General features: G+C 66.2%; 27 protein-coding genes. 10 read left to right on the top strand and 17 right to left on the bottom strand.

Annotated features, from left to right (window positions below; translation table 11 throughout):
• Positions 1 to 21 precede the first annotated feature (21 nt).
• The 11 genes from AB1A62_RS03240 to AB1A62_RS03190 form a co-directional block, all read right to left on the bottom strand.
• Positions 22 to 804 carry a DNA repair protein gene (locus AB1A62_RS03240; protein WP_366659870.1) on the bottom strand — a complete coding sequence of 261 codons (783 nt, stop codon included), beginning with the start codon at positions 802 to 804 and terminating at the stop codon, positions 22 to 24.
• Between the two features lie 147 nt (positions 805 to 951).
• Positions 952 to 1,404 carry a paraquat-inducible protein A gene (locus AB1A62_RS03235; protein WP_366659869.1) on the bottom strand — a complete coding sequence of 151 codons (453 nt, stop codon included), beginning with the start codon at positions 1,402 to 1,404 and terminating at the stop codon, positions 952 to 954.
• A gap of 242 nt (positions 1,405 to 1,646) precedes the next feature.
• On the bottom strand, positions 1,647 to 2,393 hold the full coding sequence (locus tag AB1A62_RS03230) for an ATP-binding cassette domain-containing protein (protein WP_366659868.1): 747 nt from the start codon (positions 2,391 to 2,393) through the stop codon (positions 1,647 to 1,649).
• Positions 2,390 to 3,172 (bottom strand): ABC transporter permease, encoded by a 783-nt coding sequence (locus tag AB1A62_RS03225; RefSeq protein ID WP_366659867.1) that lies wholly within the window; start codon positions 3,170 to 3,172, stop codon positions 2,390 to 2,392. Before AB1A62_RS03225 ends, AB1A62_RS03230 begins: the two co-directional genes overlap by 4 nt.
• On the bottom strand, positions 3,169 to 4,206 hold the full coding sequence (gene alr, locus AB1A62_RS03220; RefSeq protein WP_366659866.1) for an alanine racemase: 1,038 nt from the start codon (positions 4,204 to 4,206) through the stop codon (positions 3,169 to 3,171). The genes AB1A62_RS03225 and alr overlap by 4 nt, the downstream gene beginning before the upstream one ends.
• 113 nt (positions 4,207 to 4,319) lie before the next feature.
• Positions 4,320 to 5,312 (bottom strand): agmatine deiminase family protein, encoded by a 993-nt coding sequence (locus tag AB1A62_RS03215; protein WP_366659864.1) that lies wholly within the window; start codon positions 5,310 to 5,312, stop codon positions 4,320 to 4,322.
• Positions 5,313 to 5,388: 76 nt separating this feature from the next.
• Positions 5,389 to 6,915, bottom strand: coding sequence for a replicative DNA helicase (locus AB1A62_RS03210; protein WP_366659862.1), 1,527 nt, complete (start codon positions 6,913 to 6,915; stop codon positions 5,389 to 5,391).
• 334 nt (positions 6,916 to 7,249) lie between these two features.
• Positions 7,250 to 7,927 carry an orotate phosphoribosyltransferase gene (locus tag AB1A62_RS03205; RefSeq protein WP_065269386.1) on the bottom strand — a complete coding sequence of 226 codons (678 nt, stop codon included), beginning with the start codon at positions 7,925 to 7,927 and terminating at the stop codon, positions 7,250 to 7,252.
• A 69-nt stretch (positions 7,928 to 7,996) separates the two neighbouring features.
• A complete protein-coding gene (pyrC, locus tag AB1A62_RS03200) occupies positions 7,997 to 9,040 on the bottom strand; it encodes a dihydroorotase (protein WP_366659861.1) in 1,044 nt (347 codons plus the stop codon).
• Between the two features lie 64 nt (positions 9,041 to 9,104).
• Positions 9,105 to 10,061, bottom strand: a complete 957-nt coding sequence (locus AB1A62_RS03195; RefSeq protein WP_366659859.1) for a phosphoadenosine phosphosulfate reductase — start codon at positions 10,059 to 10,061, stop codon at positions 9,105 to 9,107.
• A 159-nt stretch (positions 10,062 to 10,220) separates the two neighbouring features.
• Complete coding sequence (locus tag AB1A62_RS03190) at positions 10,221 to 11,282, bottom strand: glycosyltransferase family 2 protein (protein ID WP_366659858.1); 1,062 nt, start codon at positions 11,280 to 11,282, stop codon at positions 10,221 to 10,223.
• 230 nt (positions 11,283 to 11,512) lie between these two features.
• On the opposite strand from AB1A62_RS03190, the gene AB1A62_RS03185 reads away from it, so the two are divergent.
• The 9 genes from AB1A62_RS03185 (at position 11,513) to AB1A62_RS03145 (ending at position 21,102) form a co-directional block, all read left to right on the top strand.
• Complete coding sequence (locus tag AB1A62_RS03185; protein WP_366659857.1) at positions 11,513 to 12,418, top strand: MoxR family ATPase; 906 nt, start codon at positions 11,513 to 11,515, stop codon at positions 12,416 to 12,418.
• 58 nt (positions 12,419 to 12,476) lie between these two features.
• Complete coding sequence (locus AB1A62_RS03180) at positions 12,477 to 13,727, top strand: VWA domain-containing protein (protein WP_366659856.1); 1,251 nt, start codon at positions 12,477 to 12,479, stop codon at positions 13,725 to 13,727.
• 110 nt (positions 13,728 to 13,837) lie between these two features.
• Positions 13,838 to 14,389, top strand: coding sequence for a YeeE/YedE thiosulfate transporter family protein (locus AB1A62_RS03175; protein WP_366659855.1), 552 nt, complete (start codon positions 13,838 to 13,840; stop codon positions 14,387 to 14,389).
• A 3-nt stretch (positions 14,390 to 14,392) separates the two neighbouring features.
• Positions 14,393 to 14,983 (top strand): DUF6691 family protein, encoded by a 591-nt coding sequence (locus AB1A62_RS03170; RefSeq protein ID WP_366659853.1) that lies wholly within the window; start codon positions 14,393 to 14,395, stop codon positions 14,981 to 14,983.
• Positions 14,984 to 15,133: 150 nt separating this feature from the next.
• Positions 15,134 to 16,114, top strand: coding sequence for an XdhC family protein (locus AB1A62_RS03165; RefSeq protein ID WP_366659852.1), 981 nt, complete (start codon positions 15,134 to 15,136; stop codon positions 16,112 to 16,114).
• The gene (locus tag AB1A62_RS03160; protein ID WP_366659851.1) at positions 16,111 to 17,112 is read left to right on the top strand and encodes a molybdopterin-binding protein; all 1,002 of its coding nucleotides are present in this window, start codon (positions 16,111 to 16,113) and stop codon (positions 17,110 to 17,112) included. The genes AB1A62_RS03165 and AB1A62_RS03160 overlap by 4 nt, the downstream gene beginning before the upstream one ends.
• Positions 17,113 to 17,276: 164 nt before the next feature.
• Positions 17,277 to 17,762, top strand: coding sequence for a (2Fe-2S)-binding protein (locus AB1A62_RS03155; RefSeq protein ID WP_366659850.1), 486 nt, complete (start codon positions 17,277 to 17,279; stop codon positions 17,760 to 17,762).
• Positions 17,763 to 17,862: 100 nt separating this feature from the next.
• Positions 17,863 to 20,226, top strand: coding sequence for a xanthine dehydrogenase family protein molybdopterin-binding subunit (locus AB1A62_RS03150; protein WP_366659848.1), 2,364 nt, complete (start codon positions 17,863 to 17,865; stop codon positions 20,224 to 20,226).
• Positions 20,227 to 20,313: 87 nt separating this feature from the next.
• Complete coding sequence (locus tag AB1A62_RS03145; RefSeq protein WP_366659846.1) at positions 20,314 to 21,102, top strand: FAD binding domain-containing protein; 789 nt, start codon at positions 20,314 to 20,316, stop codon at positions 21,100 to 21,102.
• A gap of 53 nt (positions 21,103 to 21,155) precedes the next feature.
• Here AB1A62_RS03145 and AB1A62_RS03140 read toward each other — a convergent pair whose 3' ends face one another.
• Together AB1A62_RS03140 and infC are read right to left on the bottom strand one after the other, a co-directional pair.
• Positions 21,156 to 21,794, bottom strand: a complete 639-nt coding sequence (locus AB1A62_RS03140) for a methyl-accepting chemotaxis protein (RefSeq protein WP_366659845.1) — start codon at positions 21,792 to 21,794, stop codon at positions 21,156 to 21,158.
• Positions 21,795 to 21,923: 129 nt separating this feature from the next.
• The gene (infC, locus tag AB1A62_RS03135; protein ID WP_366660011.1) at positions 21,924 to 22,472 is read right to left on the bottom strand and encodes a translation initiation factor IF-3; all 549 of its coding nucleotides are present in this window, start codon (positions 22,470 to 22,472) and stop codon (positions 21,924 to 21,926) included.
• A 369-nt stretch (positions 22,473 to 22,841) separates the two neighbouring features.
• Here infC and AB1A62_RS03130 point away from each other — a divergent pair, with 369 nt between their 5' ends.
• Complete coding sequence (locus tag AB1A62_RS03130; protein WP_366659843.1) at positions 22,842 to 23,360, top strand: hypothetical protein; 519 nt, start codon at positions 22,842 to 22,844, stop codon at positions 23,358 to 23,360.
• 106 nt (positions 23,361 to 23,466) lie between these two features.
• Here the strand turns inward: AB1A62_RS03130 and AB1A62_RS03125 are convergent, their stop codons facing one another.
• From AB1A62_RS03125 to AB1A62_RS03110, 4 genes are all read right to left on the bottom strand, one after another.
• Positions 23,467 to 23,979, bottom strand: coding sequence for a hypothetical protein (locus tag AB1A62_RS03125; RefSeq protein ID WP_366659841.1), 513 nt, complete (start codon positions 23,977 to 23,979; stop codon positions 23,467 to 23,469).
• 135 nt (positions 23,980 to 24,114) lie between these two features.
• Positions 24,115 to 24,981: a ferredoxin--NADP reductase gene (locus AB1A62_RS03120; protein ID WP_366659840.1), complete on the bottom strand. Its 867-nt coding sequence runs from the start codon at positions 24,979 to 24,981 to the stop codon at positions 24,115 to 24,117.
• Between the two features lie 143 nt (positions 24,982 to 25,124).
• Positions 25,125 to 25,520, bottom strand: a complete 396-nt coding sequence (locus AB1A62_RS03115) for a DUF934 domain-containing protein (RefSeq protein WP_366659838.1) — start codon at positions 25,518 to 25,520, stop codon at positions 25,125 to 25,127.
• 5 nt (positions 25,521 to 25,525) lie between these two features.
• Positions 25,526 to 26,287 (bottom strand): phosphoadenylyl-sulfate reductase, encoded by a 762-nt coding sequence (locus AB1A62_RS03110; protein WP_366659837.1) that lies wholly within the window; start codon positions 26,285 to 26,287, stop codon positions 25,526 to 25,528.

Raw genomic sequence — 26,287 nt, 5'->3', positions numbered from 1 at the left:
CGCGCTGCGCCCGGCGGCACGTTAGTCGGCGCGGCGCGGTGGCTGGATCGGCACCACGCTGCCGCCTTCGGGATCCTCGCCGCCGGGCGGCCCCTGCAACTGCGCCGACAGTTCCGGCAGCAGTTCGAACAGCTCGCCGCGCAGCCGGGCCAGATGCGACTTGGCGATGCTTTCCTCGATCTCCACGTCGCGGGCCCACTGGCGCAGCTCATGCATGATGATCTGGGCATCCTCCAGCCGCGCCTTGAAGGTCTCCAGCTCCTCCTGCCGCTGCTTCAGGAAGGCGCGGGCGCGCGCCACCTTGGCTTCGGAATAGGTCTCCGCCAGCCCGCGGCTCACCTGGCTCATCTGCGCGGCGGTCTCCAGCACATCCGGCTCCAGCCCCTCCAGGTCCGGGTGGTCGCGCAGGAAGGCCAGCCGCTCCTTCACCGCATCGAATTCGGAGGCCAGGGTGAACACTCCGGCGCGGTCGCCCGCATGGGCCAGCTGATAGGCCTGCTTGACGTCCTCCATGTTCAGCGCGAACCGCCGGTGCGAGCTCTCAAGCGCCATGATCCGCCCGTTTGCGGGCAGGAAGAACAGCAGCATAACCGCCAGCGCCGTCAGCGCGATCTGCGCAATCATGCCGGCCTGCGGGTGGATCTCCGCGCCAAGGCCGGCCTGCAGCGACAGCCAGGGCCAGATACCCAGCGCCGCCAGCGCGGTGGCCGTCAGCGCCGCCGCGGCAGCCAGGCCGATCATCAGGAACGACAGCCGCATCAGAACGGTCTGGGCGGTGAACAGGATGGATTGAATGCCGGCCATTGGCCCCCTCCAGCAAAGACGCGTGCAGACACGGGGCCGGCGGGGCAGGGGGGACAGCCCGGACAGGGCGCAGCGTGCCGGTCCCATGACGATGGTGTTACTTTTCCGGCTTATTCAAATGGGGCGGTTTGCCGCCGGATCAAGGGCTTACCCGGTCTGCCGCTGCCCCTTGGCGGCGCGTTCCGTCAGCATCCCCAGCACGATGGAGGCCAGAATGCAGGCGGTGAACAGATAGAGCCCCCAGGCGGTTTCGATGGTCGCGAGGCCAATGCCCTTGGCCAGGGTGATGTAAAGCGCGATCAGGAAGATATCGGCCATCGCCAGCTTGCCCAGCACATGCAGCACCTTCTGTACCCGCGCGTCCATCAGGTTCCACTGCACCAGCGCGGTGCCGATGGTCTTGAGGTAGGGGGCGAAGATCGCAAAGAAGGTGACGATCAGCGCCAGCACCGCGTCGCTGCCCCAAAGGCTCTGCAATCCCGTGATAACCGAGATTTCGCTGAGGCCGAAGATCGGCAGCAGCCCCGCCCGCATCAAAGGCGCAAACCAGGCGACGGGGTAGAGGATTAGCAGCGACAGGGTGAGGAGGCGGAGGGTCATGGCGGCTCGTCTTTTGCGGTTCCGCCAAGACTTGTGTGTTTTCCCGCTTGTTTGAAAGGGGGAAAACGGCAGCGGCCAACACCAGCCGGGGCGTTTGCGGCCAGGCCAGCGCCCGTCTGCGCCGTCAAACCAGAGGTTTGCCTACGGCAAAACGGCGGGGGCTTCGCTTCCACCCGCGAACGGCCTCTGGCCTCGTGTTGGAAGCCTCCGGCGGGAGTACTTGGGCAAAGAAGAAGCGGAACTCACCTCACCGCCTCGATCGGCCCCTCCGCACGGCCGTGGATGAACTGCTCCATGTAGGGATCGCCCGAGTTGTCCATCTCGCTCACCGGCCCGGTCCACTGGATCACCCCGCCGTGCAGCATCGCCACGTTGTCGGCAATCGCCCGCACCGAGGTCATGTCGTGGGTGATGGTCATCGCGGTGGCGCCCATCTCCACCACGATCTCGCGGATCAGGTCGTTGATGACGCCGGACATGATCGGGTCGAGGCCGGTGGTCGGCTCGTCGAAAAAGATGATCTCCGGCTCCGCCGCAATCGCGCGGGCGAGGCCGACGCGTTTCTGCATGCCGCCCGACAGCTCCGAGGGGTAGAGGTCAGCCACCTTGGCGCGCAGCCCCACCCGGCGCAGCTTCTCAATGGCAATCTCGCGGGCCTCATCGGCGGGCCGCTTCAGCGCGCCGCGCAGCAGGCGGAAGGCCACGTTCTGCCAGACCGGCAGCGAGTCAAACAGCGCGCCGCCCTGGAACAGCATGCCGAAGCGGGCCAGGAACTTGTCGCGGTCGCCGGAGCCGGCGGGCTTGCCATCGACATAGATTTCACCGCTGTCGGGCTGGATCAGCCCCAGGATGCTTTTCAGCGCCACCGATTTGCCGGTGCCGGAGCCGCCGATGATCACCATCGAGGTGCCCTTGGCGATTTCCAGGTTCATGCCGTTCAGCACCTGGTTGTCGCCAAAGGCCTTGCGGACGTTTTCCATGCGGATCATAGCGAGAAGAACACCCCTGTGAGGACAAAGTTGGCGGCCAGGATCAGCACCGCGGCGGATTCGACCGAGCCTTTGGTGGCGCGGCCAACGCCCTGGGCGCCGCGGCCCGACTGCATGCCGTAATAGCAGCCCATCATCGCCGCGATGGTGCCAAAGGCGGCGCCCTTGACCAGCGAGGAGATGATGTCGAGCGGCTCCAGGAAGTCGACCGTGTTCTTGAGGTAGGCGGCGGCGTTGAAGCCGAGGTTCTGCACCGCCACCGTGTAGCCGCCCATGATGCCGATGATGTCGCCGATGCCGACCAGCACCGGCACCGTGATCAGCGCTGCCAGCACCCGCGGCGCCACCAGGTATTTCATCGGATGGGTCGACAGCGTCACCAGCGCGTCGATCTGCTCGGTCACCTTCATGGTGGCGATCTCGGCAGCAATCGAGGAGGTCACGCGCGCCGCGATCATCAGCCCGACCAGCACCGGCCCCAGCTCCCGCACCATGCCGATGGCGACGATCTGCGGCACCACGGCCTCAGCGTTGAAACGGGCGCCGCCGGCGTAGATCTGCAGCGCCAGCGCGCCGCCGGTGAAAATCGCCGTCAGGCCCACCACCGGCAGCGACAGCCAGCCGACGTTCAGCAGCGCCTGAAAGAACTCGCGCGGGTAATAGGGCGGGCGGATCATGTGGCTGAAGGCCGACAGCGCAAACAGCGCCGCGCGCCCGACCGCCGACATCCCCGCCAAAGCGGCGCGGCCCAGCCGGGCCAGGAGAGTTATTGGATTCATCCCAAATACGTCCGTGCGTAGCGGTGGCCGGTGGAGGTCAGGATCTCATATCCGATGGTGCCTGCGGCTTCCGCCAGCATGTCCACGGTCTGATGCTCGTTGAGGATCGCCAGAGCATCCGGCACCTCAGCCAGACCAGTGACATCCACGGTGATCAGGTCCATCGAGACGCGGCCCACCACGGGGCAGGAGGTCCCGCCCGCGAAAACCTGGATGCCGCCATTGCCCATCGCCCGGTGCAAACCGTCGGCGTAACCGGCGGCAACGGTGGCGATGCGGCTGGGGCGCTGCGCAACCCAGGCATTGCCGTAGCCGGCGCTTTCGCCCGCTTCCAGGTCGCGCACCTGGATAACCGGCAGGTCCAGCTGCACCACCGGCACCGCGTCGGTGAACGGCAGCCCGCCATACAGGCCGACGCCGGGGCGGCACAGGTCGAAGTGATAGTCCTTGCCCAGCAGCATGCCGCCGGTGGCGGCCAGCGAGCGCGGCACCTCCAGCCCGTCGGTCATCTCGCGGAAGGCCTGCAGCTGCTGCGCGTTCATCGGGTGCGACGGCTCATCGGCGCAGGCCAGGTGCGACATCAGCAGCACCGGGTTCTGGCCCAGGGCAATTTCCGCCACCGCAGCCCATTCGCCCGGCTCCATACCCAGCCGGTTCATGCCGCTGTCCAGCTGCACCCCGAACGGGTGGCCGGGCAGGGTCTCGAAATGGCGCAGCATCTGGTCCAGCGAGTTCAGCATCGGCGTCAGCTGGAAATCCTTCAGCAGCTTCGCATCGCCCTCCATATGGCCGGAAAACACCGAGATGCCGGGGCCCGGCCCCAGCGCACGGCGCAGCGCGCCGCCTTCCTCGGCTGCCGCCACAAAGAAGTTGCGGGCGCCCGCCTTGGCCAGCGCCTTGCCCACCCGGCCTGCATCCAGGCCGTACCCGTTCGCCTTGACCACCGCTGCGGTCTCGCAGCCGGTCAGCGCATCCAGATTCCGCCAGTTGGTGACCAGCGCATCCAGGTTGATTGTCAGTTTTGCCGTGCTCATGGCGTGTTCATGACATGGGGAGGCTGCACGTCAAGGGGGAAAACCGCAGGAAAGCGGCGAACCGGCAGCTGCATGCCGCAATCGCCGGATCACACGGCTGTGCGCCGCGGTTTTCAGGCCGGCATCTGCTGTGTGGCGCAATGGATGCCGCCGCCAAGCTCTGCCAGCAGATCGGTGTCCAGCATCACCAGTTCCCGCCCCGGGTAGTGGCGGCGCAGCGCCTCGCCCGCCAGCGCATCGGCGCGTTTGTCGCCGCTTTGCGGCGCGATCACTCCGCCGTTGCAGACGTAATAGTTCACATAGCTGCACTGGCTGTTCACGTCCCTGATGCGCCCGGCCTCGGGCCAGGGCAGGGTGTCGACCTGAAGACCCTCGGCTTGCAGGCGCTGCTGCAACTGCCGGGCCGAGGCGTCAAAGGGATCATCCGGCGCAGGCGCCTCTGCCAGCATCATCAGCACGCGGCCCCCGCCGGTGAACCGCCCCAGCCCGTCGATGTGGTCGTCGGTCACGTCCTGGCCCTTGACGCCCTTGCCCCAGATCATCCGGTCCGCGCCATAGGCAGTCAGCAGGACCTGTTCAATTTCGCTGCGGCTCAGGCCGGGATTGCGGTTAGCATTTACCCAGCTGCTTTCGTTGGCCATCAGCAGCCCGTGGCCGTCCGCCTCGGCGCCGCCGGCCTCGCCTATGATGCCGCTGTCAAACAGCGGCAGCCCCAGCCGCTCTGCCACCCGCGCAGCGATGCGTTCGTCATTGGGCAGATGGTAACGGCCCCAGCCGTTGAAGTTCAGCTGCCGGACCGACAATTGCCCGCGCGTGTCGCGCCCGAACAGGGGGCCGGAGTCGCGGCACCACAGGTCATCTGCCGGGATGTCCCACAGTTCCACATTGCCGGACAGCTTGCGCCGGGCGCGGGCGTGTTCTTCCGGCGCGGCCAGCATCACCACCGGCTCGAATTCGGCCACCGCATTGGCAATCCGCGCAATCTGGTTCTGAACCTGCCGGCGGTAGCGCCCGGTGCCGTAGACCTCAGTCGTCACCGGCCATTGCATGAAGGTCAGCTGATGCGGCGCCTCTTCCGGCGGCACCCGGAACCCGTCCTCTGCCATGCCCGCACCTCCCGCCATGGACAGCGCGCCGGCGCCCGCGGCACCGGCCATAGAACCGGCCAGAAACCGGCGGCGGTTAATAGCCGCCGTCCTCATGCCCCTGCTGCCAGGCCTTGGCGAGGTTGCCGAAGCGGGTGAACTGCGCCTCGAACGACAGTTCCACCGTGCCGATGGGGCCGTGACGCTGCTTGCCGACGATCACCTCGGCCTTGGCGTGCAGCCGTTCCATCGCCTGCTTCCACTCTTCCATCTTCTCCAGCTCGTGGTCGCCGGGCTTTTCCCGTTCCTTGTAGTATTCCTCGCGGAACACGAACATCACCACGTCGGCGTCCTGTTCGATCGAGCCAGATTCCCGGAGGTCCGACAGCTGCGGGCGTTTATCCTCGCGGCTTTCCACCTGACGCGACAGCTGCGACAGCGCGATCACCGGGATGTTCAATTCCTTGGCAACCGCCTTCATCCCCATCGAGATTTCGGCGATTTCGTTGACCCGGTTGTCGGACATGCCGCGGCACAGCTGCAGATAGTCGACCACCAGAAGGTCCAGCCCGTGGGTCCGCTTCAGGCGGCGGGCGCGGGCAGCCAGCTGCGAGATCGGGATCGCCGGCGTGTCGTCGATGAACAGCGGGCAGCTTTCCAGATCCTTCGCCGCCTGCACAAAGCGGCGGAATTCGCTTTCGGTCATGTCGCCCTGGCGGATCTTGTGCGAGGAGATTTCCGACGCCTCCGCCAGGATCCGGCCCGCCAGCTGCTCGGCGCTCATCTCGAGCGAGAAGAAACCCACCACGCCGCCGTCGACGGCGCCTTCCGATCCGTCGGGTTTCACCCCGCGTTTGTATGCCTTGGCGACGTTGAAGGCGATGTTGGTCGCCAGCGACGTCTTACCCATAGAGGGGCGGCCTGCGAGGATGAGAAGGTCCGAGGGATGCAGGCCGCCAAGTTGTTTGTCGAGGTCTACCAGGCCCGTCGAGATGCCGGCCATGCCGCCACCCCGCTGATACGCCTCGTTGGTCACATTGACCGCTTCTGTGACGGCCTTCAGGAATGATTTGAAGCCGCTTTCCGTCTGGCCCTGCTCTGCCAGCTGGTAAAGCGCCTGCTCTGCCTCAACGATCTGCTCTTTAGGTTCTGATGCCACGTCAACGCGGCGTGCCTTGTCCGAAATCGATTGGCCCAGGGCGATCAGCTCGCGCCGGATCGCCAGGTCGTAGATCATCTGCGCGTAGTCCCGCACCGCAAAGGCGGAGATCGACGCGCCTGCGAGCTTGGCCAGATAGGCCGGCCCGCCCAGTTCCTTCAGCCCCTCGTGGTCCTCCAGGAACGCCTTCAGCGTCACCGGCGAGGCCAGCGCGTTCTTGGAGATCCGCGCCGCCGCAACCTCGTAGATGCGGGCATGGACCGGGTCGTAGAAATGCGACGAGTCGATGATCAGCGCGATCTTGTCGTAGACCTCGTTGTTGGTCAGGATCGCACCCAGCAGCTGCTGTTCCGCCTCCACCGAATGCGGCAGCTCATTGTCCGGCATCGCGGTCTCGGCCGGGCTGGATTCAGGCATCGGTGCGGGGGGCGGCATATCGCCGTCGAAGGGGGTAATCTCGTTCATCACTGCTCTCGTCACTCGGCCCGCTTATAGGGCGCAAAGGGCGTTTTTCCTATCTGGGAATCTCTGTGGATCCCTTGTGGATAACCGCACGGGCGCTGTGGGCTGTTTACCATAAAAGGCCAGCAAGCTTGTCCTATGCAGGCTACATGATGTGGCGGGGTCTGGGAAGGCCCCCAGATCTGCGTATCAGTGAAAGCGGAAAACGATTCGGGGCGGGCTTGTCCACAGCCCGCCCTGTAACGCTTTACTTTGCGTAAGGCGAATGTCCGCTTGTCCGGCTTCCGGCCTTGGATTGACGGGCAATTAGCCCGCCGCCCGAAGCCCTTGATCCGCCTCAGGCTTTATGCGCTTCCTGCCAGGCACGCGGGTCTTTCAGGAATTTTTCCACCTCGGCCAGCGTCTCGTCGCTGAAACTCTTCTGCGCCTTGGCTTCGGCCAGAACATCCCACCAGGTGCAGAGGTAATGCAACTCAACGCCGTGGTCGCCCAGGCGTTTGGTGGTTTCGGGGAAGATGTCGTAATAGAAGATCACCGCCGTGTGGCCGCAGGAGGCGCCGGTTTCGCGGATCGCATCCACAAAGGACAGTTTGGAACCGCCGTCGGTGGTCATGTCCTCCACCAGCAGCACCCGCTGATCCTCGGTCATCACCCCTTCGATGCGGGCATTGCGGCCATAGCCCTTGGGCTTCTTGCGCACATAGGTCATCGGCAGCGCCATGCGCTCGGCCACCAGCGCGCCGAAGGGGATGCCAGCGGTCTCCCCGCCCGCAATATTGTCAAACGCCTCGAAACCGGCATTGCGCATCACGGTCACGGTGAGGAAGTCCATCAGCGTGGTGCGGATCCGCGGAAAGGAGATCAGCTTGCGGCAGTCGATATAGCTGGGCGAGGGCAGGCCGGACGCCAGCGTGTAGGGCTCATCCGTATTGAAGTTCACCGCGCCGATTTCCAGAAGCATCCGGGCCGACAGGCGGGCGATTTCTTCTTTGGACGGGTAGGAGGTGGGGATCATGGTCGGGTCCTTTCTGGTGCCAGGAAAATTTGAATTTTCCTGGCAAATTTCTTCGAAGAAATTTGCGGCTCAGCCGCCTGCGTTCCAATAGACCGGGAAGCCCGGATCAAACACGGTGACGGGCCCGTCGCCGCTTTCGATCTTCTCCGGGAACTGCACGGGTGCGTCGCCCTTGGTCAGGGTCAGGCTCTCGCCGTTCACCGGCAGGCGGTAGAACGCCGGGCCGTGTTCCGAGGCAAAGCCCGCCAGCTTGTCCAGCGCGCCTTCCTCCTCGAACACATGCGCCAGCAGGGACATGGTGTTGGTGGCGGTGAAACAGCCCGCGCAGCCGCAGGCGCTTTCCTTGTTCGGGTCGGTGTGCGGCGCCGAGTCGGTGCCCAGGAAATACCGCTTGTCGCCGGAGGTCGCGGCGGCGCGCAGCGCCAGACGGTGCTCCTCGCGCTTGGCCACCGGCAGGCAGTAGTAATGCGGCTTGATGCCGCCGACCAGAATGTGGTTGCGGTTGATGATCAGGTGGTGCGTGGTGATCGTCGCGCCCAGGTCCTTGTCCTGGCTCGCCACGTACTCGGCGGCGTTTTTGGTGGTGATATGCTCCATCACCACCCGCAGCCCCGGCGTGGCCTTGCGGATCGGGTCCAGCACCCGGTCGATGAACACCGCCTCGCGGTCGAAGATGTCGATGTCGTGGTCGGTGACCTCGCCGTGGGTGCACAGCGGCAGGCCGATCTCGGCCATCTTCTCCAGCACCGGGCGCACCTTGTTGAAATCGCGCACGCCGGAGGCAGAGTTGGTGGTGGCGCCCGCGGGGTAGAGCTTCACCGCCTTGACCAGGCCGCTGGCATGGGCCGCGGCGACATCTTCCGGATCGGTGTCCTCGGTCAGGTAGAGCGTCATCAGCGGCTCAAACGCCATGCCTTCCGGCAGCGCCGCCAGGATGCGGTCGCGGTAGGCGGCGGCCTGATCCCCGGTCACCACCGGCGGCACCAGATTCGGCATGATGATGGCGCGGCCGAAATGGCGGGCGGTTTCAGGCAGCACGGCCTGCAGCATGGCGCCGTCGCGCAGGTGCAGGTGCCAGTCATCGGGGCGGGGGATGGTCAGCGTCTGGGTCATGCGCGTGCGTTAGCACATGGCGGCGGGGAAACAAAGCGGCTGAATGCGCCCGGCCGCAGCCTGTTCAGCGTTTCTCCGGGATCGTGAATTCGCCGTTTTCGGCACGCGCCTTCATCTCTTCCAGCCGGCGGCGGAACCGCGGCGCCCGCATCCGCTCTGTCACGTTGCGGCACAGAAGCGCCATCAGCACCCCGCGGTCCTCCCGCTCCAGCCGCCCCAGCAGGTTGCGCAGGAAGAAGGAGTTGTTGCGCCGCGCCCGGAACAGCTTGTAGAAGGCCGCGGCCGACAGCTTGCCGCTGCCCGCCAGCGACAGGATGTGATAGAGCATCTCCATCTCGATCAGCCGGGTCTGCACCGCGCCGCCCATGTTGGCGGCCCGCAGCCGGGTGACGTTCCTGCGCGCGAACAGCGCCGCATGCATCGCGTCCAGCCGCTCATAGGGGTCGAAGATCACAAAGGCCTGCCCCGCCGCATCCAGCATGTCCGGGGCATAGCCGTAGCGGTCGGTGAACGACAGCCGCCGGTTCTCGGTGAAACGGTCGTCCCATTCGGTCATCCGCGGATCCAGCGTCGCCTGCGGCTGCACCGCCACCACGGTGGCGCCGGGGGAGGCCACCGAATAGGCCGCCGCCGCATAGCCGCAGGGGCCGGCGCCGTAGAACAGCACATTGTCGAACTCGTCAAAGAACCCGTCGTCGATCAGCTGGTCGAAGAAGCCGTAAATGCGCTCGTCGCGGAACCAGGTGTCGCCGTCGGAGACCACGCACATATGCGACCAGCCCAGGTTCTTCACCAGATCGAACCCCAAGGGCTGCGCCTGGTCCGACAGGTTATGGATGCCCTGCATGGTCTCAAACGTCACCAAGAGCGTGTTGCCCTGGTCGATGAAGGTGGCGAAATGCTTGTCGCCCAGCGGCTGGTACATGCCGTGCTCTTCCGCCAGCGACGCCATCCGGGCCTTCCACTGGGGCGGTTTCAGACCGGAGAGGTCCTCATCCAGATTTTCGAGTCCGTCGTGCATTACAGCCACCTTTGATGCCCCCGGTACGCCTAACGGCGGTTTTGTTAATTTACGGTTAGGTGACAAATAAGGCTAAAATTGGAAAAACTGAGGCCGGTTTACTGTCTGGCCCCGGGCCGTCGGCGGGCCTTTGCCCGCCTGAACAGCCGCGGTTCCCTCTCAGCCCTGCGTCCTGCCGCCTTCTGCCGCCAGACCCAGCATAGCATACCGGCGCATCTCTGCGCCGTCTTCCGCGCTCAGGGCGCGCGCAGGCGGCGTCATTCTGAGCCGGGTGAACAGTGCCCGGTTCTCCTCTGCCAGCATCAGCTCCTTGAACCGCGCCTTTCGCCACTGCACCGAAGCCGCATGCAGCCGGGCCAGCTCCGCATCCGCCATCAGCTCCGCCTGCAGCGCGCCGCGCGCAGCGGCATAGCGGCCAATCGCATGGTCCTCGCAGGCGGCATAGTTGCGCTCCACCCAGTAATCCATGCCCAGCCCGGCCTGCCGGTTCACGCGGCCGCGGTCGGCCTTCAGCACATAGCTCTCCATCGCGCCCAGGGGGTAGTGGTTCAGCTGCGCCAGCCGCGTGTTCGCCTGGCCGTAATCGGAAAACAGCCGCTTGGTCTTGAAGTCCCCGCCCAGCTCGCGCCCTTCGCAATCGAACCAGCGGAACGCCTCCAGCCGCGCCTTGTCGCGGATGCTGCGGGGCCGGTGCACGCCGCATTTCCCATAGGTGCCGTCGTTGCGGTAGAGCGTCTTGAACATCACCGCCCGCCAGGGCCAGTGGATCACTTCCGGCGCGCATCGGGTGAATTGCTCCGTCACCGGGCGGTCCTCGAACGCAACCGCGCCGCCATTGCCGAACAGCCGCCAGGTCAGGGTGACGGCATCCGCCTGCGGCAGCGCCGCCAGCAGGTCCGCCACGGTGCCATCGCCGGTCTTGATGCAGGGGAACTCGTCGATATCCGCGACCAGCACCCAGTCCGCGGATTTCATCAGCGGATGCTTGTCCGCCATCTTCAGCGCGGTGAACTGAATGCCCTCGCCGCCATACGGCCCGTCGTTGCGCACATGCGCCAGCTGCCCCATGTCCTGCAGGCGGTCCAGCATCGCATCGGTGCCGTCCTGGCAATCATTTGAAAACACCAGGAAATCTGTAAAGCCGGCGGCCCGGTAATGGGCCAGCCATTCCAGCAGGAAAGCGCCCTCGTTGCGCACGCAGAGGATGGCCAGCGCCTGCATCGTCACATCCGCCCGCAGCGCTGTGCTGCCGGTTGAAACCGCATCTGGGGTGTGTCGCTCATGCCTCGGCCTTTTACTGCTTTGCCGCCAGTCTTACCCGAAGGCCGCGGCGATACAAACCCTCCGGACCAGAGCGCGCGCGCCGCAGCCGGGCCGCAGCGTCGCGCCCCCCGCGGCTTGACCGCCGCGCCTGCGCATGGCCTGTTGGGCTGGGCAACGGGAGGTCGGGCATGCAGGCACAATCCATCGAACAGGTGCAGGAGCTGCTGTCGCAGCAGGGCTACGTCTGCGGCCGGGCGCTGGCCACGGTGGTATTCCTGTCGCTGAAACTGGGCCGCCCGCTGTTCCTGGAAGGCGAGGCCGGCACCGGCAAGACCGAGATCGCCAAGGCGCTGGCCGCGGGCCTCGGCCGCCGCCTGATCCGGCTGCAATGCTACGAGGGCCTGGATGCCGCCAGCGCCGTCTATGAATGGAACTTCGCCGCCCAGATGGTGGCGATCCGCACCGCCGAGGCCGCCGGCAGCGCTGATCGTGCCGCGCTGCAGAACGAACTTTTCTCTGCCGACTACCTGATCGAACGCCCGCTGCTGCAGGCGATGCGCCCTGACGAGCACGGCGCCCCCGTCCTGCTGATCGACGAGCTGGACCGCACCGACGAACCGTTTGAGGCTTTCCTGCTGGAGGCGCTCAGCGATTTCCAGGTGACGATCCCCGAACTCGGCACCATCCACGCGCCGGAGCCGCCGATAGTGATCCTCACCTCCAACCGCACGCGGGAGGTGCACGACGCGCTGAAGCGCCGCTGCCTCTATCACTGGGTCGACTACCCCGATTTCGACCGCGAGGTGGACATCCTGAACGCCCGCGCGCCGGAGGCCAGCCAGCAGCTCAGCCGCGAGATTGTCGCCTTCGTGCAGGCCCTGCGCACCGAGGACCTGTTCAAGAAACCGGGGGTGGCGGAAACCATCGACTGGGCCAACTGCCTGCTGGCGCTCGACGTCATCGCCCTCAGCCCCGAGGTGATCGCCGACACCCTGGGCGCAGTTCTGAAATACCAGGACGACATCGCCCGCCTGCACGGCTCCGAGGCCAAGCGCATCCTCGACCAGGCCAGGGAAAGCCTGGACGCGGCCTGATGCTTCTTCTTTGCGGAAATACTCCGGGGGTATGGGGGCAGCGCCCCCATGATAGGTAATGCCTGACTACCCGCCGCTCCCCCTGCCGGACAACCCCAAGCTGGTCCGCAACATCACCCATTTCGCCCGGGCGCTGCGCAAGGCCGGGCTGCCGATCGGCCCCGGCAGGGTGCTTGACGCGGTGCAGGCAGTGGCCGCTGCGGGTTTCACCAGCCGTCAGGATTTCTATTGGGCGCTGCACGCCTGTTTCGTCACCAAGCCGGAACAGCGCACCGTCTTTGCCCAGGTCTTCCGCCTGTTCTGGCGCGATCCCCGCTACCTGGAGCACATGATGGCCGCGATGCTGCCGGCGATCCGCGGCGTGCAGCAGGAACACCCCGCCAAACCTGCCGAGAAACGCGCGGCAGAGGCTTTGCTGGACGGCATGCTGGAACAGCCTGATGCTCCGGCGGAGGAGCCGGAAGGCACCGAAATCGACATCGACGCCTCCCGCACAATCTCGGCAGAGGAACGCCTGAAAACCCTTGATTTCGAACAGATGAGCACGGCGGAGATCGCCGCCGCCAAGCGGATCCTGGCGCAGCTCACCCTGCCGGTGACGCCGATCCAGTCCCGCCGCCTGATGGCGGCGCCGCGCGGGCACCGGGCAGACTGGCGCCGCACCCTGCGCAAGGCCGCCCGGCAGGGCGGCGACCTGCAAACCATCGCCCGCGCCAAGCGCCGCATCCGCTGGCCCAATCTGGTGGTGCTCTGCGATATTTCCGGCTCGATGAGCCAGTACAGCCGCATCATCCTGCATTTCCTGCATGCCGCCGCCAACGCCAAGGGGCAGGGCTGGGCACGGGTGCACGGCTTCACCTTCGGCACCCGCCTCACCAATATCACCCGCCACCTGGCGCAGCGCGACGTGGACGCGGCGCTGGCCGCGGCGGGGGCCGAGGCGCAGGACTGGGAGGGCGGCACCCGCATCGGCGACTGCCTGCATGCCTTCAACCGCGACTGGTCGCGCCGGGTGATGGGGCAGGGGGCGGTGGTGCTCTTGATCACCGACGGGCTGGACCGCGGCGATCCGGATGGGCTGGCGCGCGAAATGCAGCGCCTGCAGCTGTCGTCGCGCCGCCTGATCTGGCTGAACCCGCTGCTGCGCTGGGACGGCTTCGCCCCCAAGGCGCAGGGCATCCGCGCCATGCTGCCCTATGCAGACAGCTTCCGCGCCGGCCACTCCATCGCCTCGCTGCAGGATCTGGCGCAGGTGATCTCCAGCCCCTCCGATGCGGGCGAAAAGGCCCGGCTGATGGCGCTGTTGTGACCCGGCGTAAATAAATTCAAAAAAGAGAATGTGACTTGATCTGAATCAATCCGCCCCTTATCGCTCTAATATATTCTGAAAATAGAATGTAATGTGCGAAAGGAGATCCCATGCCACTCAACTGGAAAGCCGGGGGGCTCTTGCTGGGGCTGGTGTTTTTCCTGGCGGTGCTGCTGGTCAAACCCATCGGGGTATCCACCCAGTTCGTTATCCTAGACGGTATCATCGCGGACGCCGTGAACCCGCAGCTGGTGACGGAGACCTCCGAGGGCGCCACCTCCACCAACGCCTATCTGGCGAAATCGGATGGCAAATACGCGAAATCCATCGCCAATCCGCTGAACTACAGCTTTGTCTTCGTGCTGGCGATGGCGCTGGGCGGGCTGATCTCCGCCAGGCTGCGCGGCGGCATCACGGGCGCGGAGCGCAGCCTTCCCGCCCTGTGGCGCGCCAATTTCGGGGACAGCCCCGCGAAACGCTATGCCGCGGCCTTCCTTGGCGGTTTCATCGTGCTCTACGGCGCGCGGCTGGCGGGCGGCTGCACCTCCGGCCACATGATGTCCGGCATGATGCAGACCGCACTGTCGGGATACATTTTCGCCGCCGGTGCCTTTGCCGCCGCCATCCCCGTCTCGCTGATGCTGTTCAAGAAGGAGGCCTGAGCCATGACAACCATCATCCTTGCAATCGCGGTCGGCGCCGCCTTCGGCGCGGTGCTGGACCGGATCGGGGCCTCCAACCCGACCTATATCGGCAAGATGCTGAACCTCACCAATGTGAACCTGGCCAAGGCCATCCTGCTGGCGATCGGCACCGGCTCGGTGCTGATGTTCGGGGGCCAGATGGCGGGGCTGGCCGATGCCGGCCACATGTCGGTCAAGGCGGCCTATGCCGGCGTCTTCATCGGCGGGCTGATGCTGGGCGCGGGCTGGGCGCTGGCAGGCTATTGCCCCGGCACCGGCGTGGTTGCTGCCGCCTCGGGCCGCAAGGACGCGCTGTTCTTCATCGCGGGCGGGCTCTTGGGCGCCGCTGCCTATATGGTCACTTACCCGGCGTGGAAGGCCAGCGGCGTGCTGGACAGCATCGCAGGCGGCAAGGTGACGCTGGGCGCGGTGCCGGGCGCCAAATACGAGGGGCTGACCGCGCTGCCCGGCGATGTGCTGGGCATCATCCTGGGCCTCGGATTCATCGCATTGGCCTTTGCCCTGCCAGATCGGCTGGTGCCGCGGAAAGCGGCCGCGCAACCCGCGGAATAAACCGCGCGCGAGAGGCAACAGGGGAGCGCCCGCCAGGGGGATGGCGGGCGCTTTCCTGTGCCTGGCGGCGGCTTCCGGCTTGAAACTTCCCGTGCCAGCGCCGAGGTTTAAAGGCAAACGCCGCCCAGGCGGCCCGGGGAGAGACGCAAGATGCAGCACACCGCCCAATTTGAGCACGCGCCGGAAACCGCGCTGGACTGGCACAAGGCCGGCGCAGGCGCCGCATTGGCCACCGTGGTGCAGACCTGGGGCTCGGCCCCGCGCCGCACCGGTTCGCAGCTGGTTGTTTCCGGGGACGGCAGGATCGAGGGCTCAGTCTCCGGCGGCTGCGTCGAGGGCGCGGTGGTGGTCGAAGCGCTGGAGGCGCTGGAGGACGGCCAGCACAGGCTGCTGGAGTTCGGCGTCAGCGACGAGGACGCCTTTGCCGTCGGCCTGGCTTGCGGCGGCACCATCAAAGTGCTGGTGGAGCCGGTCGGCACTGCGCTGCCAGCGGAACTGCTGGAGGATATGGTAAAGGCTCGCGCCAGCCGCACCCCCGTGGCCTATGAGGTGAACCTCACCACTGGCGCCCGGCGTCTGGTGCGGGGTGAATACAAGGACCGGATGCGCATGGACCGCTCCGGGCTGGAGGAGGACGGCGAGACCTTCGTCGCCGTCCACAACCCGCCGCTGCGGCTGGTCTGCGTCGGCGCTGTCCACATCACCCAGGCGCTGGTGCCGATGGCGCGGATTGCCGGCTATGACCCGGTGATCATTGACCCGCGCGCGGCCTTCGCCTCGCCTGAGCGCTTTCCGGGGGAGACCCTGCTGGACGACTGGCCGGACGAGGCGGTGGAAAAGCTCGGCCTCGACACCCGCACCGCGCTGGTGCTCTTGACCCACGACCCGAAACTGGACGACCCGGCGCTGCAGGCGGGGCTCTCGGCTGATGTCTTCTACATCGGCGCGCTGGGCTCCAAGAAAACCCACGCCGCCCGCGTCGCCCGGATGCAAGAGGCCGGGTTCACCGAAGACCGGATCAGCCGCATCCACGGCCCCATCGGCCTCGACATCGGCGCCGCCAGCCCGGCCGAAATCGCCGTCTCGATCCTGTCCGAGATGACCGCCGTCCTGCGCGGCAAGCAGCCATGAGGTTCGGCCCGGTTCCCCTGAACGACGCCGAGGGTGCCATCCTCGCGCATTCCCTGCAGGGCGCCAGCCGCAAGGTCGCCAAGGGCACGGTGCTGACCGCTGAGGACCTCGCAGACCTCTCTGCCGCGGGCCATGAAACGCTGACCGTAGCCCGGCTCGACCCCGCCGACATGCATGAGGACGCCGCGGCGGAGGCGCTGGCGCATGCGCTGGTGCCGGACCCGTCCGCACAGGGCATCCGCATCTCGGGGGCAGGGACCGGCCGGGTGAACCTCTATGCCACAGGTGCCGGTCTGGTGCGGCTGGACCGGGACAAGCTGGAGGCGGTCAACGCGGTGGACCCGATGATCACCGTCGCCACCGTGCCGGATTACCACCGCGCCGATGCGGACGGCATGCTGGCGACGATCAAGATCATCTCCTACGGGGTTTCCGCCGACGCCGTCCGCCGTGCCAGCGCGGGCGCCGGGGATGCGATCCGGATGCTGCCGCCGGTGGTCTCCTCCGCCACGCTGATCGAAACCCGGGTGAGCAAGGAGACGCCCCCGGACAAGGGCCGCGCCGCGATGGCGGGGCGGCTGCACCGGATGGGCATCAGCCTGTCGCCGCGCGTGGTGGTGCCGCACCGCGAAGACGCGCTGGCCGAGGCCATCACCGCCGCTCCGGGGCAGCTGGTGCTGGTGCTGACCGGCTCCGCCACCTCCGACCCGCACGACGTGGCCCCGCAGGGCCTGCGCAATGCAGGCGGCACGGTGACCCGCTTCGGCATGCCGGTCGACCCCGGCAACCTGCTGTTCCTGGGCACTTTCCACGACAAGCCGGTGATCGGCCTGCCGGGTTGCGCCCGCTCTCCGGCCCTCAACGGCGCCGACTGGGTTCTGGAGCGGGTGATCTGCGGCATTCCCGTCACCTCCGCCGATATCGCTGCGATGGGTGTCGGCGGCTTGCTGAAGGAGATTCCCACCCGGCCGATGCCGCGCCGCGATGCAGAAGGCTGAATGCGGCGCTGCAGCGCGGGATTTGTGACGTTAGGTCACAACCATGGGTAAGCCCTGCTGACGCGAATTTTACCCTCTGCCCCCCCGTTAAAACGCTTCGCGGATCACGCGGCCCGTGCTTAACTCCCCTCAGCCAGACAAAAACAAGCTAAAGGGAGGGTACTATGGCCAAGGTCTCCATGACCGTGAATGGCAAGGCTGCCAGCGGCGAGGTTGAAGGGCGCACGCTGCTGTCATCGTTTCTTCGCGAAGAACTGGGGCTGACCGGCACCCATGTGGGCTGCGACACCAGCCAATGCGGCGCCTGCGTCGTGCATGTGGACGGCAAGGCGGTGAAAGCCTGCACCATGCTGGCGCTGGAAGCCGAAGGCGCCGAGGTTGCCACCATCGAAGGGCAGGCCAATGCCGACGGCTCATTGAACACGATCCAGCAGGCGTTCCAGGACCACCACGGGCTGCAATGCGGCTTCTGCACGCCGGGCATGGTGATGTCGGCGGCGGCGCTCCTGAAGGACAACCCCAAGCCCAGCGAGGCGGAGATCCGCGACTACCTGGAAGGCAACCTGTGCCGCTGCACCGGCTACCACAATATCGTCAAGGCGATCATGGCGGCCTCGGGCCAGGATGTCTCCTCCATCGCGGCGGAGTGAAATGACGACCCCAGGCCGGACCGCGGCCTGAGCTGAACAAGGAGAAGTTGACCAAGAGGTGCGCCGGACAGGCAGCACCCTCCAGGGAGGAAGACCAGACATGCCCAAGGATAACGGCATCGGCGCCAGCCCCAAGCGGCGCGAGGACGTGCGGTTCCTGACAGGAGCCGGGAACTATACCGACGACATCAACGTGAACGGCCAGGCCTATGTGCATTTCCTGCGCGCGGATGTGGCCCATGCAACCATCAACTCCATCGACACATCTGCAGCGGCTGAAATGCCCGGCGTTGTGAAAATCTTCACCGGCGCCGATTTCGCCGAGGTCGGCGGCATCCCCTGCGGCTGGGGCGTGACCGACCGCCACGGCAACCCGCAGCAGGAGCCGCGGCATCCGATCATCGCGGACGGCACCATCCGCCACGTGGGCGAGATCGTCGCCGCCGTGGTCGCCGATACGCCGGAACAGGCCCGCGATGCGGCGGAAGCCATTGAGCTGGACGTCAGCGACAAGCCCGCGGTGGTCGACATGGCGGCTGCGCTGGCGGAAGATGCCACCAAGGTGCATGAGGATCTGACCTCAAACCTCTGTTATGACTGGGTGTTCGGCAATCCGGATGATGACGCGGTGCAGGCGGCCTTTGACAGCGCCGCGCATGTGACCACGCTGGAGCTGGTCAACAACCGCCTGGTCGCAAACCCGATGGAGCCGCGGGTGGCGATCGGCGATTACAGCCGCTCAACCGACGAATACACGCTGCACACCACCAGCCAGAATCCGCATGTGATCCGCCTCTTGATGTGCGCCTTCGTGCTGGGCCTGCCGGAACACAAGGTGCGGGTGATCGCGCCGGACGTGGGCGGCGGCTTCGGCTCCAAGATCTTCCACTATGCCGAGGAAGCCTTCTGCACCTTCGCCGCCAAGGCCTGCGGGCGGGCGGTGAAATGGACCTCGACCCGGGCGGAGGCCTTCATTTCCGACGCCCATGGCCGCGACCATGTGACCAAGATCGAGCTGGCGCTGGATGCGGACAACAACTTCACCGCGCTGCGCACCAACACGATGGCCAATATGGGGGCGTATCTCTCGACCTTCTCCACCTCGGTGCCCAGCTATCTGCACGGCACCCTGATGGCGGGGAACTACAAGACGCCGATCGTGCAGGTGAACGTCAAGACCGTCTTCACCAACACGGTGCCGGTCGATGCCTACCGCGGCGCGGGCCGGCCGGAGGCGACGTTCCAGCTGGAACGCGTCATCGACAAGGCCGCGCGCGAGCTCGGCGCCGATCCGATTGCGCTGCGCCGCCAGAACTTCATCACCGAGTTCCCCTATGAAACCCCGGTGGCGCTGACCTATGACACCGGCGATTACGTGGCGACCATGGACAAGCTGGAACAGGTCGCCGATGTGGCCGGCTTTGCCGCCCGCCGCGCGGAAAGCGAGAAGAACGGCAAGCTGCGCGGCTTTGGCATCAACTGCTATATCGAGGCCTGCGGCATCGCGCCCTCCAACATCGTCGGCATGCTGGGCGCGCGGGCGGGTCTTTATGATGCCGCCACTGTGCGGGTTAATGCCACCGGCTCCATCAGCGTCTTTGTCGGCGCCCATGCGCACGGGCAGGGGCATGAGACCACCTTCCCGCAGGTCGTCGCCGACATGATCGGCATCGACGAGGGCATGGTCGATATCGTGCATGGCGACACCGGGCGGGTGCCCTTCGGCATGGGCACCTACGGCTCGCGCTCCATAGCGGTCTGCGGCTCGGCCATGGTGCGGGCGACCGAGAAGATCATCGCCAAGGCCAAGAAGATCGCCGCCCATCTGATGGAGGCCTCCGACGCCGATATTGAGCTGAAGGACGGCCAGTTCACCGTCGCGGGCACCGACAAGTCGGTGGCCTGGGGCGATGTCTGCCTGACGGCTTACGTCCCCCACAATTACCCGCTGGAGGAGCTGGAGCCGGGGCTGGAGGAGACCGCGTTTTATGACCCGGCCAACTTCACCTATCCGGCCGGCGCCTATGCCTGCGAGGTGGAGGTGGACCCCGACACCGGCAAGGTCAGCATCGAGCGGTTCTCGGCGGCGGATGATTTCGGCAATATCATCAACCCGATGATCGTCGACGGACAGGTCCACGGCGGGCTGGGGCAGGGCATCGGCCAGGCGCTGCTGGAAAACGCCGCCTATGACGAAGACGGCCAGCTGCTGTCGGCCTCCTACATGGATTACGCGATGCCCAGGGCCGATGATGTGCCGTTCTACCAGGTGGATCACTCCTGCCAGACTCCCTGCACCCACAACCCCTTGGGAGTGAAGGGCTGCGGCGAGGCCGGCGCCATCGGCTCGCCGCCGGCTGTGGTCAACGCGGTGATCGACGCGCTGCAGTCGGGCGGCAAGAACGTCACCCATATCGACATGCCGCTGTCTCCCGCGCGGGTCTGGGCGGCGATGAACGGGTAAGGGTTCATGGGGGCGCTGCCCCCAATACCCCCGGAGTATTTTCGGAAAGATGAAAGCCGGTCAGCCGGTTTTCGGAAAGGAAACGAAATGTATGAATTCGAGTTCGAGAAACCCTCGACCGTGGCGGAGGCGGTAGCCGCGCTGGCGGAGGAGGACGCGCAGGCGCTGGGCGGCGGGCAGACGCTGATCCCGACCCTGAAGCAGCGGCTGGCGATGCCGTCGAAACTGGTCTCCCTCACCGCCATTCCGCAGCTGAAGGAAATAGGCGACAATGACGGCGTATTGACCATCGGCGGTGCCGTCACCCATGCCGCGGTGGCAGAGGCCGCGGCGGGCAGCTATCCGGCGCTGGCGGATCTGGCCAGCCATATCGGCGACCCGGCGGTCCGCAACCGCGGCACCATCGGCGGCTCGCTTGCCAACAACGACCCGGCGGCCTGTTATCCGGCGGCGGCGCTGGGCAGCGGCGCCACCATCGTCACCAACAGGCGCGAGATCACCGCCGATGAGTACTTCCGCGGCCTGTTCGAGACGGCGCTGGAGGAGGGCGAGATCATCACCGCGGTGCGTTTCCCGGTGCCGGAAAAAGCCAACTACCAGAAGTTCCTGCAGCCGGCCTCGCGCTTTGCGCTGGTCGGTGTCTTTGCGGCGAAATACGCCGCCGGGGTGCGGGTGGCGGTGACCGGCGCCTCGGAGGAGGGCGTGTTCCGCTGGCGCGAGGCCGAGGCGGCGCTGGACGCCAGTTTCGCGCCGGATGCGCTGGACGGGCTCAGCGTCGATGCAGCCGGCATGATCGGCGATCTGCACGGGTCGAAAGAATACCGCGCCCACCTGGTGGCGGTGATGGCCAAACGCGCGGTGGCCGCGGCGGGCTGATCAGCTGAGTTCAAGCAATTGCGCAGGCACCGGTCTCCGGTGCCTGTTTTGCATCAATGCTTCAGATAGCCGGACATTTCATCCAGCAGGGTCTGGGTCTTGCCGGACAGTTCGCGGATCTCGGTGGCGATGACTGCAAACCCCTTGCCCATCTCGCCGATCCGCGCCGCCTCGATCGAGGCGTTGAAGGAAATGAACTTGATGTTCCTGCCGACCCCTTCGGCGTTGGCGATGGTGGCCCGCATCTGCGCGTCGCGTCCCTCTTCTCGCAGCTGCTGCGCCTCGCGCAAGCACTGCACCATGTCCTTGAGGAACCCCGACACCGCGGGCTCCAGCCGGTAGAGGCAGAGGGCGGCCAGATCCGGCACCGCCCGCACCTGCGCCAGCGCCGCGCCATCGGTGCCGGTCACGGCCTGATGCAGCGGTTCCAGCAGCTCCAGGCAGGCGTCGCGCCTGGCCGCCAGTTCAGCGGGCAGGGCGTAGCCGCAGTCCGCCAGCAGCCCGTGCAGACCGCTGCTGAGCATGTCGTGCGCTGCGCAAATGCGCTGCACCGACAGGGCCAGTACATCCTCTGCGCCTTCGTTCTCCGCATCCTCCGGCGCCTGCGCCAGCGCCAGCAGTGACAGGGCGGCGATGCGGCTGGGGCCGATGGCCATGAAGGCGGTGTTCTGAACGTCGGTCAAGCTGGTCATGCGTCTGCCTTCACTAGGGATGGCACAGGTATACCGGGCAGGCGTTAAGGCAGCGCTAACCGATGCAAACAAAAAAGCCCCGCAGGCGGGGGGCCTGCGGGGCTGTGCCATGCACCGGCTGTGCGCGGCTTATTTCTTGGCCAGTGGGCCGATCATCATGATCATCTGGCGGCCTTCCATCTTCGGCATGTTCTCGACCTTGCCGATTTCCTTGATGTCCTCGGCAACCCGCTCCAGCAGCTCGCGGCCCAGGTTCTGGTGCGCCATCTCGCGGCCGCGGAAGCGCAGGGTGACCTTCACCTTGTCACCGTTTTCCAGGAACTTGACCACATTGCGCATCTTCACGTCGTAGTCATGGGTGTCCGTGTTGGGACGGAACTTGACCTCTTTGACCTCGATGATCTTCTGCTTCTTGCGGGCTTCGCTCTCGCGCTTCTGCTGTTCGTACTTGAACTTGCCAAAGTCCATGATCTTGCACACGGGCGGGTTGGCGTTGGGCGAGATTTCAACCAGATCAAGTCCGGCCTCTGCCGCCATGTCCATGGCTTTGGCCGGGTGAACAACCCCGACGTTTTCGCCATCGGCGCCGATCAGGCGGATTTCGGAGGCACGGATTTTTTCGTTGACGCGCGGGCCGGTGTCGCGTTGCGGCGGCGCGTTATGAGGTCTGCGGGCTATGACTGCGATCCTTCTGTCATTGCAAAAAGTGCGGGAACGCTACTGCCCCCGCGCGTGTGATTCAAGCGTTATGGGCGGTATGGCGGCAGGAAAGCCGCTTTTCAAGGCCGCATGTTGCAAAAGGCCCGGAAAACAGGTGCGAAACCGGGCCGGGGGCCGGGTGAAGGGCGCGCCGCAACAGCCTGAAAAACCGCGATTGCGGCGGCGTTCCGCCAGTTCGGCGCGGAACGGCGGCGCCGCACCGCCCGTGACGCATATGTGCTAAACTTCCCCCTTGAGCTGTGCCGCCCGCAACGCCATCTGGCACGGCAGATGCCGCATCAGCTGCGGCCCCGGCCCAGGCGGGCCGGCAGGAGTGAGGAGAGAACTATGAGACAGTTGTTGATTGTGCTGGCACTGGGCGCCGCGGCAGTGGCCGCCTATGTGGTCGTGTCCGGCCAGGACGCGCAGGAACCGGCCCCGGCCGAAGCGCCCGCGGTGCAGGAAGAGCAGAGCAGCACCGAGCCGGTAACCTCGGAAGAGCCGGCAGCTGCGGCTGAAGAGGCGGCCCAGGACGCGGCTGAGGCGGTGGAAGAGGCCGTCGAGTCCGGCGCCGAGGCCGCAGGCAGTGCAGTTGAAGCGGCTCAGGACGCGGTGAACGAGGCCGCAGAGGCGGTGACGGAAACCGTGGGTGATGCACTCAACGGCGCCACCGAAGCGGCCGAAGGCACTGCCGATGCGGCGGCCGATGCAGCTGCCGGCGCGGCTGATGCCACGCAGGACGCCGCCAGCGAAGCGCTGGACAGCGCCACCACCACTGCCGAGGAGCTGCTGAACCAGAACGGCGTCACCGGCACCGGGTCCGGCGAAACCGGCGCGGCTGACGAAGCGGCAACCGGCAGCGACTGATACTGCCTGCCAGGGTGCTGAACATCAAAAAGGCGGCCGGGATGTTCCGGCCGCCTTTTTTGTCTGATAATGCCTGCCGTTGCCCGTCCCGGCCGGCAGCAGCACGTCAGTTCGGCCGTGCCTGGGCCTGCTGGGCGAGGCGCGCCATGTGGTCCAGCGGCGCCTGGGCGGCGGGCTGCGCGGCGGGCGTCTGCGGCACCAGGAAGGACAGGAAGCTTTCCCAGCCGCCGCTGGCGCCGCCCTGTTTGCGGGCGCGCTGGATCTGCAGCTGCGCCACCGCGATCAGGTCCAGGGTCTTGCCGCCGTCATACTCCTTGCCGGTGATCCCGGCCAGATGGCTGCGGAAGCGGTCGCCCATCGAATTCAAGAGCAGCATCGGCGCGGTCATCGGGTGGCCTGCCTGCACCAGCGCGTCGAACATCCGGTCGATGTCCTGCGGCGCCATGGCGCGCAGATCGAAACCGGCCTTGATGGCGGCAAGCTTTTCCGGGGTCGACGGCTGCACCTGGTCCGGGCGGTTCTGGAACCCGGTCAGCGCGGCGCGGACGCGGGCCTTGCCTGCCTCGGTTCTGACGGACTGAAAGACGGGCGCCTGCCCGGGGACCGGTTCGTTGTGCATCTGCTGCTGCTCCATTCTGGATCTCAGCAACCGGGATACCGATTCATCCCCAACAAATGATAAACGGGAGGCGGCAGCCTCCCGTCAAAACGGTGTCAAAAATGCGGCCGCGCGCAGGGGCGGCCCGGCGCCGGATCAGTCCAGGAACGCCTTTTCGACCACGAAGTGCGCCGGCTTGGAGTTGGCGCCCTCCTCGAGCCCGTAGGTGTTCTCGAACAGGTCCTTGAGCTCCAGGTTGAAGGCCAGGTTGCCGCAGATCATCGCGCGGTCGCTTTCCGGGTTCAGCGGCGGCACGCCGAGATCCTCGAACGCCTCGCCGGAGCGCATCAGGTCGGTGATGCGGCCCATCTTGGGGCTCTCCTCGCGGGTGGTGGTCGGGTAGTACTTGATCTTCTTCCAGAAGCCTTCGCCGATCACCTCATTGAGCAGCTCGTCGTCCTTCAGGCTCTCGATCAGCTCGCGGCCATAGGTCAGCTCGCCCGCTTCGCGGCAGGTGTGGGTGATGATCACCTCGTCGTAGTCCTGATAGGTCTGCGGCTCGCGCAGCAGCGAGGCGAAGGGGGCAAAGCCGGTGCCGGTGGCAAAGAACCAGATCCGCTTGCCCGGCAGCAGTGCGTCATGCACCAGGGTACCGACCGGCTTCGGCCGCAGGATGATCTCGTCGCCTTCCTGGATGTGTTGCAGCTTGGACGTCAGCGGGCCGTCCTGCACCTTGATCGAGTAGAACTCCATTTCCTCGTCCCAGGAGGGGGAGGCGATGGAATAGGCGCGCAGCAGCGGCTTCTGCTTGCCGGTCTTGGGGTCCGGGTCGCCCATCAGGCCGATCATCACGAACTCGCCGGAGCGGAACCGCAGCGACGCCGGGCGGGTGCAGCGGAAGGAGAACAGCCGGTCGGTCCAGTGTTTCACCTGGGTCACGGTCTGGGCGTCGGGCAGCGCCGGCACGGCCTTGGCCGGTTTCGGTTCGGTTGCGGTGTCGGTCACGGGTGTCATCTCATTCATCGGTTCCACTGCCGGAGGAGTAGCCGGCACCTCTGATTAGTCTTTGATACAGGTCAGGAAAACCCCCTGTTTTGCGAAACCGGCCCCGCGCAGGACGCAACGGAACCGGTCTGGCAAAGGATTTCCCCGGATTCGGGGCTGGCTCAGCGGGCAGCGGTGCTGCCGCGCAGGCGGGCCTGATAGCTGTGGTCCTTCCAGTTGGCGCGGGCCAGCCACTGGTCCTCGGGCTGGCGGGCGGCGAGGTCGTCGCTCAGCTCCACCTCGTCAAAGCCGGAGCGGCGGGCCATGGCGTACTGGTCGGCGATCACATGGCCGAAGGCGCGCAGGCGGCCCTCAAAGCCCTTCAGCCGCAACTGGCGGGCCAGGGTGAAGCCGCGGCCGTCGGCAAAGCTGGGGAATTGTACCCGCACCAGCTCCACGCCGTCCAGCGACACGTCGTTCAGATTGGCGTCCGAGGCCAGCTCCAGCACGTTGGCGCCGTCAAAGCCGCCGGTCCAGTCATCAGCGGCAAAGCCGGTGTCGGTCACGATAACAGTCATCTCACTCACGCTCCTGTGCGTACGAATTGGCCGTCCACCACGTGGATGCCGCATTCTTCCTTGTTTTCCCCGCGCCACCGGCCGGCGCGCGGGTCTTCGCCTTCCTTGACCGGGCTAGTGCAGGGCGCGCAGCCGATCGAGGGATAGCCCTTGGCCACCAGCGGATGGCGGGGCAGGCGGTTTTCATCCATATAGGCGCGCACGTCCTCGGGCGCCCAGTGGGCCAGCGGGTTGATCTTGAGCCGCCCGGTGCCGTCCTCGACCTCGAAGAACTCCAGCGCCGCGCGCGATCCCGACTGGAACCGTTTGCGGCCGGTGATCCAGCCGTCATAGTCCGCCAGCGCCTTTTGCAGCGGCACGGTTTTCCGCAGGGTGCAGCAGGCGTCCTTGTCGCTGAACTTCAAGGCCCCGTAGGGGTCCTTCTCGGCGATATCGTCGGCGCGGATGATGCGCACATTGCGCAGGCCCAGCCGCTCGCTCACCTCCTGCTGATAGATCAGCGTCTCGGTGAACAGCAGTTCGGTGTCCACGAACACAACCGGCGTCATCGGGTCGATGATCGCGGCCATATGCAGGAGCACCACGGATTCCGCGCCGAAAGAGGAGACCAGGGCGATATGCCCTGCGTCCCGCAATGCGCCCTCCATCACCGAGGTGGCCGAATGGTGGCGGAAGCGCGCGTTGAGCGCCTCCGCCTTGGCGGCCAGCTCCCGGTCCCGGAGAAGCTCGGCTTCCCCGGCGGGCTTGTTTCCGGCTGAATGGAACAT

Origin of the sequence: Leisingera sp. JC11, assembly GCF_040704725.1 — a bacterium.
Taxonomy (GTDB): Bacteria; Pseudomonadota; Alphaproteobacteria; order Rhodobacterales; family Rhodobacteraceae; genus Leisingera.
The sequence above is the reverse complement of the archived record's forward strand: the minus strand, read 5'-3'. Positions and strand labels throughout refer to the sequence as shown.

What these genes read in the sequence shown, in the direction of transcription:
- AB1A62_RS03225 (WP_366659867.1), bottom strand. Translation starts at nt 3,172, where the DNA reads ATGAATCCAATAACTCTCCTGGCCCGGCTGGGCCGCGCCGCTTTGGCG.
- AB1A62_RS03175 (WP_366659855.1), top strand. Translation starts at nt 13,838, where the DNA reads ATGCCACTCAACTGGAAAGCCGGGGGGCTCTTGCTGGGGCTGGTGTTT.
- AB1A62_RS03240 (WP_366659870.1), bottom strand. Translation starts at nt 804, where the DNA reads ATGGCCGGCATTCAATCCATCCTGTTCACCGCCCAGACCGTTCTGATG.
- AB1A62_RS03190 (WP_366659858.1), bottom strand. Translation starts at nt 11,282, where the DNA reads ATGCAGGCGCTGGCCATCCTCTGCGTGCGCAACGAGGGCGCTTTCCTG.
- AB1A62_RS03150 (WP_366659848.1), top strand. Translation starts at nt 17,863, where the DNA reads ATGCCCAAGGATAACGGCATCGGCGCCAGCCCCAAGCGGCGCGAGGAC.
- AB1A62_RS03145 (WP_366659846.1), top strand. Translation starts at nt 20,314, where the DNA reads ATGTATGAATTCGAGTTCGAGAAACCCTCGACCGTGGCGGAGGCGGTA.
- pyrC (WP_366659861.1), bottom strand. Translation starts at nt 9,040, where the DNA reads ATGACCCAGACGCTGACCATCCCCCGCCCCGATGACTGGCACCTGCAC.
- AB1A62_RS03155 (WP_366659850.1), top strand. Translation starts at nt 17,277, where the DNA reads ATGGCCAAGGTCTCCATGACCGTGAATGGCAAGGCTGCCAGCGGCGAG.
- AB1A62_RS03110 (WP_366659837.1), bottom strand. Translation starts at nt 26,287, where the DNA reads ATGTTCCATTCAGCCGGAAACAAGCCCGCCGGGGAAGCCGAGCTTCTC.
- alr (WP_366659866.1), bottom strand. Translation starts at nt 4,206, where the DNA reads ATGAGCACGGCAAAACTGACAATCAACCTGGATGCGCTGGTCACCAAC.
- AB1A62_RS03115 (WP_366659838.1), bottom strand. Translation starts at nt 25,520, where the DNA reads ATGACTGTTATCGTGACCGACACCGGCTTTGCCGCTGATGACTGGACC.
- AB1A62_RS03140 (WP_366659845.1), bottom strand. Translation starts at nt 21,794, where the DNA reads ATGACCAGCTTGACCGACGTTCAGAACACCGCCTTCATGGCCATCGGC.
- AB1A62_RS03170 (WP_366659853.1), top strand. Translation starts at nt 14,393, where the DNA reads ATGACAACCATCATCCTTGCAATCGCGGTCGGCGCCGCCTTCGGCGCG.
- AB1A62_RS03125 (WP_366659841.1), bottom strand. Translation starts at nt 23,979, where the DNA reads ATGCACAACGAACCGGTCCCCGGGCAGGCGCCCGTCTTTCAGTCCGTC.
- AB1A62_RS03215 (WP_366659864.1), bottom strand. Translation starts at nt 5,312, where the DNA reads ATGGCAGAGGACGGGTTCCGGGTGCCGCCGGAAGAGGCGCCGCATCAG.
- AB1A62_RS03165 (WP_366659852.1), top strand. Translation starts at nt 15,134, where the DNA reads ATGCAGCACACCGCCCAATTTGAGCACGCGCCGGAAACCGCGCTGGAC.
- AB1A62_RS03185 (WP_366659857.1), top strand. Translation starts at nt 11,513, where the DNA reads ATGCAGGCACAATCCATCGAACAGGTGCAGGAGCTGCTGTCGCAGCAG.
- AB1A62_RS03230 (WP_366659868.1), bottom strand. Translation starts at nt 2,393, where the DNA reads ATGATCCGCATGGAAAACGTCCGCAAGGCCTTTGGCGACAACCAGGTG.
- AB1A62_RS03210 (WP_366659862.1), bottom strand. Translation starts at nt 6,915, where the DNA reads ATGAACGAGATTACCCCCTTCGACGGCGATATGCCGCCCCCCGCACCG.
- AB1A62_RS03195 (WP_366659859.1), bottom strand. Translation starts at nt 10,061, where the DNA reads ATGCACGACGGACTCGAAAATCTGGATGAGGACCTCTCCGGTCTGAAA.
- AB1A62_RS03180 (WP_366659856.1), top strand. Translation starts at nt 12,477, where the DNA reads ATGCCTGACTACCCGCCGCTCCCCCTGCCGGACAACCCCAAGCTGGTC.
- AB1A62_RS03130 (WP_366659843.1), top strand. Translation starts at nt 22,842, where the DNA reads ATGAGACAGTTGTTGATTGTGCTGGCACTGGGCGCCGCGGCAGTGGCC.
- AB1A62_RS03120 (WP_366659840.1), bottom strand. Translation starts at nt 24,981, where the DNA reads ATGAATGAGATGACACCCGTGACCGACACCGCAACCGAACCGAAACCG.
- AB1A62_RS03160 (WP_366659851.1), top strand. Translation starts at nt 16,111, where the DNA reads ATGAGGTTCGGCCCGGTTCCCCTGAACGACGCCGAGGGTGCCATCCTC.
- AB1A62_RS03205 (WP_065269386.1), bottom strand. Translation starts at nt 7,927, where the DNA reads ATGATCCCCACCTCCTACCCGTCCAAAGAAGAAATCGCCCGCCTGTCG.
- AB1A62_RS03235 (WP_366659869.1), bottom strand. Translation starts at nt 1,404, where the DNA reads ATGACCCTCCGCCTCCTCACCCTGTCGCTGCTAATCCTCTACCCCGTC.